The following is a 7,638-nucleotide window of genomic DNA, read 5'->3' on the forward strand; positions in this document are numbered from 1 at the left end:
TCAGACGAGGTGCAGGGCCGACAGCAGCAGGTCGATCAGCTTGATGCCGATGAACGGCACGACCAGCCCGCCCAGCCCGTAGACCAGCACGTTGCGGCGCAGCAGCGCGGCTGCGCCGATCGCGCGGTACTTGACGCCCTTCAGCGCCAGCGGGATCAGGAACACGATGACGATCGCGTTGAAGATCACCGCCGACAGGATGGCCGACGACGGGCTCGCGAGGCGCATCACGTCGAGCGCGGCCAGCTGCGGGTAGGTGGTGGCGAAGGCCGCCGGGATGATCGCGAAGTACTTGGCCACGTCGTTGGCGATCGAGAAGGTGGTCAGCGAGCCGCGCGTCATCAGCAGCTGCTTGCCGGTCTCGACGATCTCCAGCAGCTTGGTCGGGTTGCTGTCGAGGTCGACCATGTTGCCGGCCTCCTTCGCGGCCTGCGTGCCGGTGTTCATCGCGACCGCCACGTCGGCCTGCGCCAGCGCCGGTGCGTCGTTGGTGCCGTCGCCGGTCATCGCGACCAGTCGGCCGTCGGCCTGGTGGTCGCGGATCATCTTCAGCTTGGCCTCGGGCGTGGCCTCGGCGAGGAAATCGTCGACACCCGCCTCGGCCGCGATCGCCGCGGCGGTCAGGCGGTTGTCGCCGGTGATCATCACCGTGCGGATGCCCATGCGGCGCAGTTCGGCGAAGCGCTCCTTGATGCCGCCCTTGACGATGTCCTTCAGCTCGACGACGCCGAGCACGCGGGCGCCATCGGCCACCACCAGCGGCGTGCTGCCCTGGCGCGCGACGTCCTCGACGGTGGCCTGCACGTCGGCCGGGAAGCTGCCGCCGAGCGATTCGACGTGCTTGCGGATCGCCTCGCCGGCGCCCTTGCGCAATTGGCGGACCGTGCCGTCGCCACCATCAATGTCCACGCCGCTCATCCGCGTCTGCGCCGTGAACGCGATGAACTCGGTCCGGTGGCTCGACAGGTCGCGCTCGCGCAGGTTGAACTTCTGCTTGGCCAGCACGACGATGCTGCGGCCCTCGGGCGTCTCGTCGGCCATCGACGCGAACTGCGCCGCATCGGCCAGAACCTTGTCGCCGACGCCCTTCGCGGGCAGGAACACCGAGGCCTGGCGGTTGCCCAGCGTGATGGTGCCGGTCTTGTCGAGCAGCAGCACGTCGACGTCGCCGGCCGCCTCGACCGCGCGGCCCGAGGTGGCGATCACGTTGGCGGCCATCATGCGGCTCATGCCCGCCACGCCGATCGCCGACAGCAGCGCGCCGATGGTGGTCGGGATCAGGCACACCAGCAGCGCGATCAGCGTGGTGATCGCGACCGGCGTGCCCAGCCTGGCCGCCTCGACGCTGAAGATCGAGAACGGCAGCAGCGTCACCGTGACGACCAGGAACACGATGGTCAGCGCGACCAGCAGGATGGTCAGCGCGATCTCGTTCGGCGTCTTGTGGCGCTTGGCACCCTCGACCATCGCGATCATGCGGTCGAGGAAGGATTCGCCCGGGTTGACGCCGATGCGCACCACCAGCCAGTCCGACAGCACGCGGGTGCCGCCGGTGACCGACGCGAAATCGCCGCCCGATTCGCGGATCACCGGCGCCGACTCGCCGGTGATCGCGCTCTCGTCGACCGAGGCCACGCCTTCGATCACCTCGCCGTCGAGCGGGATCACGTCGCCGGCCTCGACCAGCACGACGGCCCCCTTGCGCAGCTCGTCGGCCTCCATCGGGTGCCAGGCCGAGCCGTGCTTCGGTTGCTCCAGCTTCTTCGCGATCGTCTTGCGCTTCATGCCGCGCAGCGACGAGGCCTGGGCCTTGCTGCGGCCTTCGGCCAGCGCCTCGGCGAAGTTGGCGAACAGCACGGTGAACCACAGCCACAGCGTCACCGCGAGGATGAAGCCCTGCGGCGCCTCACCTTGTCCGCCGAGCGCCTGCAGCCACAGCAGCGTCGTGATGATGCTGCCGACGTAGACGACGAACATCACCGGGTTGCGCCACTGCACGCGCGGGTCGAGCTTCGCGAAGGCCGAGGCGACGGCCGGCTTGACGAGCGCCGGGTCGAACATCGAAAAGTTCTGGACGGTTGTCATGATGGTTCCCAATGGCGCCTCACTTCGGCGCCCACAACATCAGGTGCTCGACGACCGGCCCGAGGGCCAGCGCCGGCACGTAATTGAGCAGGCCGACCAGCAGCACGCTGCCGATCAGCAGGGTCACGAACAGCGGGCCGTGCGTGGGCAGCGTGCCGGCGGTGACGGCCAGCCGCTTCTTCGCGGCCAGCGAGCCGGCGATGGCCAGCACCGGCACGATCACGCCGAAGCGGCCGAACCACATCGCCACCGCCAGCAGCGTGTTGTAGAACGGTGTGTTCGCCGACAGGCCCGCGAACGCGCTGCCGTTGTTGTTGGCGGCCGACGTGAGGGCGTAGAAGATCTCGGAGAAGCCGTGCGCTCCCGGGTTCGCGATGCCCGCCCTGCCGGCATCGGCGAGCACCGCGATGGCGGCGCCGGCCAGCACGAGGATCGGCGTGACCAGGATCGCGATCGAGGTCATCTTCATCTCGCAGGTCTCGATCTTCTTGCCGAGGTACTCGGGCGTGCGGCCGATCATCAGCCCGGCGATGAACACCGCGAGGATCGCGAAGATCAGCATGCTGTACAGCCCTGTGCCGACGCCGCCGAACACCACCTCGCCGAGCTGCATCAGCACCAGCGGCACCATGCCGCCGAGCGGCGTGAACGAATCGTGCATCGCGTTCACCGCGCCGCACGACGCGGCGGTGGTGATGGCGGCGAACAGTCCGCTGGCGGCGACGCCGAAGCGCGCCTCCTTGCCTTCCATGTTGCCGCCCGGCTGCGTGACGCTGGCCGCCTGGTCGACGCCGAGCTGCGCGAGCAGCGGGTTGCCCTGCTGCTCCTGTGCGGTGACGACGACCACCGCGACGACGAAGATCGCCGTCATCGCAGCGAGCACCGCCCAGCCCTGGCGCAGGTCGCCGACCATGCGGCCGAACATGAACACCAGCGCGGCCGGGATCAGGAAGATCGCCAGCATCTGCAGGAAGTTGCTCAACGCCGTCGGGTTCTCGTACGGGTGCGCCGAGTTGGCGTTGAAGAAGCCGCCACCGTTGGTGCCGAGCATCTTGATGGCTTCCTGCGACGCGACCGGTCCCATCGCGAGGGTCTGCTTGTCGGTCTTCAGGTCCTCCATCACCGGGTTGCCCTGGGCATCCTTCAGCGGCTGGCCGTCGGGACCGTTCTTCGGCAGTTGATAGCCCGTGGCCTCCAGCGTGTTCACCTCCTTGTAGGCGTCGAAGTTCTGGATCGCGCCCTGGCCGACCAGGAAGACGGCGAACACCAGCGACAGCGGCACCAGCACGTACGCGGTGATGCGGGTGACGTCGACCCAGAAGTTGCCGATCGATGCCGACGAGCGCGCCGCGAAGCCACGCACCAGCGCGATCACGACGACGATGCCGGTGGCGGCCGAGAAGAAGTTCTGCACCGTCAGCGCAAGCATCTGGGTCAGGTAGCTCATCGTCGACTCGCCGGCATAGCCTTGCCAGTTGGTATTGCTGACGAAGCTGATCGCGGTATTGAATGCCGAATCGGCGCTGACCGCGGACATCCCCTGCGGGTTGAGCGGCAGCACGCCCTGCAGGCGCTGCAGCGCGTAGACCGCCAGCACGCCGAGCAGGTTGAAGGCCATCAACGCGATCGCGTAGGGACGCCAGCCCATGCCGGCCGAGGCATCGATGCCGGCCAGCCGGTACAGGCCGTGCTCGGCCTTCACGACCGGCGCGAGCCAGCGCGGGAATCGCCCCTCGGCCACGGCGGCGAGCCACCGGCCGAGCGGCCACGCGAGCAACGCGAGGGCGGCCAGGAATGCCGTCAACAGAATCCAGGCTTGCGAATTCATCAGAAGTCCTCCGCCTTCAGCAATGCAAAGACGAGGTAGGCGAGCAGGCCGAGCGAGGCCAGGCCCGAGAGCCAGTAAAGCCAACTCATTGGCGTGCTCCCAACAGGTCGCAGCCGATGGCCATGCCGACGATGGCGACGAACATCACGGCGACGGCGCCCAGAAACAGAACGTCCATGAACTCCTCACGGGTGATTCGGATGTCTGAAAGCGTAGGGATCGCCGCATCAAATCGGTATATAGATTTGGGCTTCGCGCATCAAGAACGCATAAAGAGCCGTCACCCCGCGACGCCGGCCGGCGATAAATCGGCACGGTCGACAGGGTGGTGCGCGCGTGACAAGGCACCCCGATTGCCGCGATCGCATTGCTTGTCGGATAGATGATTCCGACCACCGGAAACCGCCTTTTCGCGGCACGGTCCGCGCCACTCGCGTCGGATAATTCTCAGCACTCAATGCCTGCGAGTCGCCGGCCAATTCGATCTGCGACATCGCGCGAACATTTTCACGTTCGCCGGGACGGCAGCATGTTGATGCCGGGGGAGCAATTGATCATCATTGATCGGTGTCAATTGCGCGGCGCAATAAGCGAAGACGATCGCCAAACGACTCAATTGGGAGTGAATTTTCGGTCTTTTCCGACTCTATTAAATTCCCATCGTGTCGATAGTAGTGACACATTTTCAGCATCTATCTCAGGGAGTAAAAGGATGAAATTCCTGTCCAAAGTGAAGATCGGCACGCGCCTCAGTGCCGGCTTCGCCGTCCTGCTGGCCATGCTGGCGGTCCTGGCTTTCACCGCCAAGGTGCAGGCCGATCGCCTGCAGGCGCACACCGAGTACTACGACAGCCACATCATGGCGTCCTACAAGCTCGTCACCGAGTTCATGCGCAGCGCCGACGACGCGCGACGCCGCTCGTTCCTCCACATCCTCGGCAAGCTGGAGCAGAAAAAAGAGGCCGAATTGATGACCGCGAAATCGGTCGACTCCGCACGCAACGTGCTCGAGGATTACTCGTCGCGCGCCTTGTTCCAGGACGATCAGGACCGCGCCAATTGGCAGGAAGTGAAGGCCAGGTTCGAGACCTTCGTGCACTCCAATGAGAAAGTGATGGCGGCGTCGCGCACCATCCTCGACGATCCGGCACAGCGAGACGTCGCCATCGGCATCATGCTGGGCGAGGCTCGCGTGGACAACATGAACCTCATCAAGGCGAAGGACGCCTGGCTGGCGCACAGCGACGAGAACGCCCAGCGCATGATCGAGCAAGGCCGGGAAACCTACCAGGCGGTGCTGTGGACGCTGGGAGGCCTGGCGGCAGCGGCCATGCTGGTGGGCGTGGTGGCAGCCCTGGCGATCACGCGGTCGATCACCCGACCGCTGACCGAAGCGGTGACCATCACCCGGGCAGTGGCCGAAGGCGACCTGACGCGCCAGGCGCGGATCGGGTCGCAGGACGAGATCGGCGAACTGCTGGGCTCGCTCAATCTGATGACCACCAATCTGTCCAGCATGGTCAGCACGGTGCGCGTCGGCGTGGACACCGTGGTGACCGCCGCGACGCAGATTGCGCATGGCAACCTCGACCTGTCCTCGCGCACGGAGTCGCAGGCTTCGAGCCTGCAGCAGACCGCCGCGTCGATGCAGCAGATGGCCGACAGCGTCAAGATGAATTCCGACAATGCGCGTGAAGCCAACCTGCTATCGGGCAAGGCGTCCGAGGTGGCCGGGCAGGGCGGCGGCGCGGTCGAGCGCGTGGTCGAGACCATGGAAGACATCCAGGATTCGAGCCGCAAGATTTCCGACATCATCACGGTGATCGACGGCATCGCCTTCCAGACCAACATCCTGGCACTCAATGCCGCGGTGGAGGCGGCGCGCGCCGGCGAGCAAGGACGCGGCTTTGCCGTGGTCGCGGGCGAGGTGCGCAACCTGGCACGGCGCTCGGCGGACGCGGCCAAGGAGATCAAGAGCCTGATCACCAACAGCGTGGAGAAGGTGGATGCCGGCACCGTGCAGGTCAATGCGGCGCGCAAGACCATCGACGAGGCCGTGCAACAGGTTCGCAAGGTGAGCGAGCTGATCGCCGACATCACGCAATCCAGCTCGGAACAGAGCTCCAGCGTCGGCCAGATCAATCAGGCGGTGGCGCAGCTGGACGACACCACGCAGCAGAACTCGGCCCTGGTCGAGGAGACCTCGGCGGCGGCCGAGAGCCTGCGTCAACAGGCCGAGAAGCTGTCCGTGGCGATCTCCGTGTTTCGCGTCGCCGGACATGACGCCACGCCGCAGCACAGCTTCGCCTAGGCAAAGGCAGGGCTCGACGTCCGGGTTCCGTCTGAACTCCACGCGACGCCGCAACGCTTGAATCGACCCGACCGCGCAGGCGTGCTGCCGGTCGCCGCAACCGACGCCGCCTGAGCGTCGGCTGCAACGCTATCCACCGCGCCGGCTTCCGCCGGCACCTCAAGATGGGGATGTCATGGACTGGCTGGCAGTGGCGAGTGGTTTTGCAATCGGTGCCATCGTCGGCTTGACCGGCGTGGGGGGCGGATCGCTGATGACGCCGCTGCTGATGGGCGTCTTCAATCTCAGCGCGCCGGTGGCCATCGGCACCGACCTGTGGTTCGCTGCCATCACCAAGGCCAACGGAACGGTCGCCCACCACCGCCAAGGCCAGGTCGACTACGGCATCGTCGGGTGGATGCTGCTCGGCAGCATCCCGGCGACGATCGCCACCCTCGTGCTGATGCGCCATACCGGCATGACGAAGGGGGTCAGCCTGCTGATGATGCAGGTGCTGGGCGTGGCCCTGCTGATGACCGCGGCCGCGGTGGCCTGTCGTCCCTTCTGCCACACCGTGGGCCTGAAGCTCGATGCCTTGCTCACGGCATCGCGCAAGCGCGCGTTGACCGTGCTCGCCGGGCTGCTGCTGGGGGTGCTGGTATCGCTCAGCTCGATCGGCGCTGGCGCGATCGGCGCGACCCTGACCCTCGTCCTCTATCCGCGACTTCCCATCCAGCGCCTGATCGGAACGGACATCGCCCATGCGGCGGTGCTGACGCTTGTCGCGGGCCTGGGGCATGCGGCACTCGGGAACGTCAATTGGCCATTGCTCGCCAGCCTGCTGGTCGGATCCCTGCCCGGCATCTGGCTGGGCGCGCGATTGATCAGATCCCTGCCGGAAAAGGTGACACGCGGGTTGTTGTGCGTGTCTCTGTTGACTGCCGGCCTCCGCGTCATCCATTGAGCGCGGGCGCCCGGCAACAAAGGTACCTATGAAACGACATGACGACCCTTCCCTTTGCGATTTCGTCGCAGTGCTGCCGGACGAAGCTGCCGCCGACTGGCCGCTCGAACGCGAGCGTCCCCGTTCGCGCGCAGTGCCCGAGCGGTTGACGGCCCACCTCGATCAATCCCACCTCGACTGGCTCGAGGAAGAAGCCATCTTCATCCTGCGCGAGACGGTCGCCGCGTTCGAGCGCCCTGCCCTGCTGTTCTCGGGCGGCAAGGATTCGTGCGTCGTGCTGCGCCTGGCCGAGAAGGCCTTCAAGACCAAGGGCGCCGATGGCCACTATAAGGGCCGCCTGCCGTTCCCGCTGCTGCACGTCGACACCGGCCACAACTTCCCCGAAGTGATCGAGTTCCGCGACCGCCGCATCGCCGAGATGGGCGAGCGGCTGGTCGTCGGCCACCTCGAAGACTCGATCCGGCGCGGCAC

6 protein-coding genes are annotated in these 7,638 nt (G+C 66.4%); 3 read left to right on the forward strand and 3 right to left on the reverse strand.

The window, feature by feature from the left end:
* Genes kdpB through kdpF form a run of 3 tightly spaced genes read right to left on the reverse strand, consistent with a single transcriptional unit; the run spans position 1 to position 4,002 of the window.
* Positions 1-2,085 (reverse strand): potassium-transporting ATPase subunit KdpB, encoded by a 2,085-nt coding sequence (kdpB, locus tag FHT26_RS10735; RefSeq protein ID WP_210427320.1) that lies wholly within the window; start codon positions 2,083-2,085, stop codon positions 1-3.
* Between the two features lie 19 nt (positions 2,086-2,104).
* Positions 2,105-3,913 carry a potassium-transporting ATPase subunit KdpA gene (gene kdpA / locus FHT26_RS10740; protein ID WP_168560102.1) on the reverse strand — a complete coding sequence of 603 codons (1,809 nt, stop codon included), beginning with the start codon at positions 3,911-3,913 and terminating at the stop codon, positions 2,105-2,107.
* Positions 3,913-4,002: a K(+)-transporting ATPase subunit F gene (gene kdpF / locus FHT26_RS10745; protein WP_047592445.1), complete on the reverse strand. Its 90-nt coding sequence runs from the start codon at positions 4,000-4,002 to the stop codon at positions 3,913-3,915. Before kdpF ends, kdpA begins: the two co-directional genes overlap by 1 nt.
* 623 nt (positions 4,003-4,625) lie before the next feature.
* Between kdpF and FHT26_RS10750 the strand changes: the two genes are divergently transcribed.
* The 3 genes from FHT26_RS10750 to FHT26_RS10760 all read left to right on the forward strand — a co-directional run.
* The gene (locus tag FHT26_RS10750; RefSeq protein ID WP_168560103.1) at positions 4,626-6,224 is read left to right on the forward strand and encodes a methyl-accepting chemotaxis protein; all 1,599 of its coding nucleotides are present in this window, start codon (positions 4,626-4,628) and stop codon (positions 6,222-6,224) included.
* A gap of 175 nt (positions 6,225-6,399) precedes the next feature.
* The gene (locus tag FHT26_RS10755) at positions 6,400-7,167 is read left to right on the forward strand and encodes a sulfite exporter TauE/SafE family protein (protein ID WP_168560104.1); all 768 of its coding nucleotides are present in this window, start codon (positions 6,400-6,402) and stop codon (positions 7,165-7,167) included.
* Between the two features lie 28 nt (positions 7,168-7,195).
* On the forward strand, positions 7,196-7,638 hold a 443-nt coding region (locus FHT26_RS10760; protein WP_168560105.1), incomplete at its 3' end, for a phosphoadenosine phosphosulfate reductase domain-containing protein.

The sequence above is a fragment of the Rhizobacter sp. SG703 genome (genome assembly GCF_012275445.1).
GTDB lineage: Bacteria > Pseudomonadota > Gammaproteobacteria > Burkholderiales > Burkholderiaceae_C > Rhizobacter.